This window comes from Streptococcus sp. HMSC064D12 (assembly GCF_001837205.1).
In the GTDB taxonomy this organism is placed as follows: Bacteria; Bacillota; Bacilli; order Lactobacillales; family Streptococcaceae; genus Streptococcus; species Streptococcus salivarius_D.
The window spans coordinates 1-1,388 of sequence record NZ_KV831742.1 but is presented as its reverse complement, the minus strand read 5'-3'; the positions used below and the strand labels follow the sequence as shown (position 1 = coordinate 1,388).

Here is a 1,388-nt window from a genome sequence, read left to right as displayed (position 1 = left end):
TATAAGCCGAACTTTCTTTTCTGTCATGAGTTAGCAGGCTAAGCCTGCTTAGAGTTTTTGATGGTGACATTTATGTCACTATTTTTTGTTTGATGGAGAAATTATAATAATAACATAGCTTGAGAGAATACCAACGAGCTAGCGAGTGGAAAGAATAATGACACTCGTTGTTATAAAAATAGAAAAGGAGAATTGAATGGTATTGAATTTAGAAAATGTAAACTGTGTTACTCTTCAAGATGAAGAATTAATGATGGTTAACGGAGGTCTCGCACCGATTGTTATTGGTGGAGTTGTCGTAGGTTGGAAGGTCATTGGTGGAGTGGCAGGTGTTATAGCAGCAAGTGGTGCTGCAGGGATTGCTGCAGGATATTATGCTAATCGTCCGTAACATTCAAGAATCGTTGGAGGCTGACAATGTTTAAAGAGCTTATAAAATATCTGCCAGAGTTAATTATTCTTTTAATGAGCCTGCTCTATAATATTGCACGAATGATGAGTGATTTGGGTTATATTAAAGTTCCATCATGGATGTTATCCATCGATGTTCCAAATATATCATTGCTCTTAATCTTGATTATATTAATTTTGAAAATGCTAGGAGAAAAAGATGTCTAAAAAATATGAGTTGACTAAAAAAGAATTGCAGGAAATTGAAGGTGGTGTTGCACCAATTATGGTTGCTATTGGTTTAGGAAGTCTAGCAGTAGCATCATTTAGTTCAGGATATAAATTTGGAACAGATTTAGCTAGACGTGGACGATAGGTGACAGAATCATTCTGTGAAAGTGGTATTATAATTTCACATTATATGGTTTACCGCTTTAATTTAGAAGCGTTATCTTTAAGGTGGTTTTAAGTTTATTAAGATATAGTATAACCATCCTAGTAAGGCAGCTAGCTTTTGTGAGCTAGAGGTAACATAATTTTTTTCATAACAAATCTCTCCGAAGAAAGTCTAGAAATCTAGGCTTTTTTCTTCTTTTTTGAGGTTTTATTAGGGTATTTTAAGAAAATACTTGAAAACCCTTCCAAAACAAGGTAATATAGTTATATAAAGATTCTATTGGACAAGCGGTCACCTTGGAGGATTAGGAAGAAGAGGTTGGGAAGCCTGTACAATCGTATCTTTTCAGCGGTCTTTGGATTGCTGTGAAAATCCCTTAGGGGATTTTTTTCTGCGATTTAAGGTTTCTTTAAGGAAGGCTGGTTATACTTTAAGTCTCCTAAATAACTTTTACTGAACGCCGTTCAGTAAGTCTCGTTGGCTTACACTTTTTGTAGAACAACGAACTTTTCTTTTTCATAATCTCCAAAAGAGCTCAACATCATGTGTTGGGTTCTTTTTTTGGCACTTGAATATACAATATAAGTGCACAATAAAAACT

General features: G+C 34.7%; 3 protein-coding genes. All 3 read left to right on the top strand.

Translation table 11 applies throughout. The features are described 5' to 3' along the window. The first annotated feature begins 196 nt into the window (after positions 1-196). The 3 genes from HMPREF2697_RS05835 to HMPREF2697_RS05825 are packed head-to-tail and all read left to right on the top strand — an operon-like array spanning position 197 to position 766. Entirely contained in the window at positions 197-391 is a 195-nt protein-coding gene (locus HMPREF2697_RS05835) for a class IIb bacteriocin, lactobin A/cerein 7B family (protein WP_004181980.1), read from the top strand. A gap of 26 nt (positions 392-417) precedes the next feature. Continuing rightward, positions 418-618: a hypothetical protein gene (locus HMPREF2697_RS05830; RefSeq protein WP_004181983.1), complete on the top strand. Its 201-nt coding sequence runs from the start codon at positions 418-420 to the stop codon at positions 616-618. Beyond that, positions 611-766 (top strand): class IIb bacteriocin, lactobin A/cerein 7B family, encoded by a 156-nt coding sequence (locus HMPREF2697_RS05825; RefSeq protein WP_004181943.1) that lies wholly within the window; start codon positions 611-613, stop codon positions 764-766. The genes HMPREF2697_RS05830 and HMPREF2697_RS05825 overlap by 8 nt, the downstream gene beginning before the upstream one ends. Positions 767-1,388 lie beyond the last annotated feature (622 nt).

What these genes read in the sequence shown, in the direction of transcription:
- HMPREF2697_RS05830 (WP_004181983.1), top strand. Translation starts at nt 418, where the DNA reads ATGTTTAAAGAGCTTATAAAATATCTGCCAGAGTTAATTATTCTTTTA.
- HMPREF2697_RS05835 (WP_004181980.1), top strand. Translation starts at nt 197, where the DNA reads ATGGTATTGAATTTAGAAAATGTAAACTGTGTTACTCTTCAAGATGAA.
- HMPREF2697_RS05825 (WP_004181943.1), top strand. Translation starts at nt 611, where the DNA reads ATGTCTAAAAAATATGAGTTGACTAAAAAAGAATTGCAGGAAATTGAA.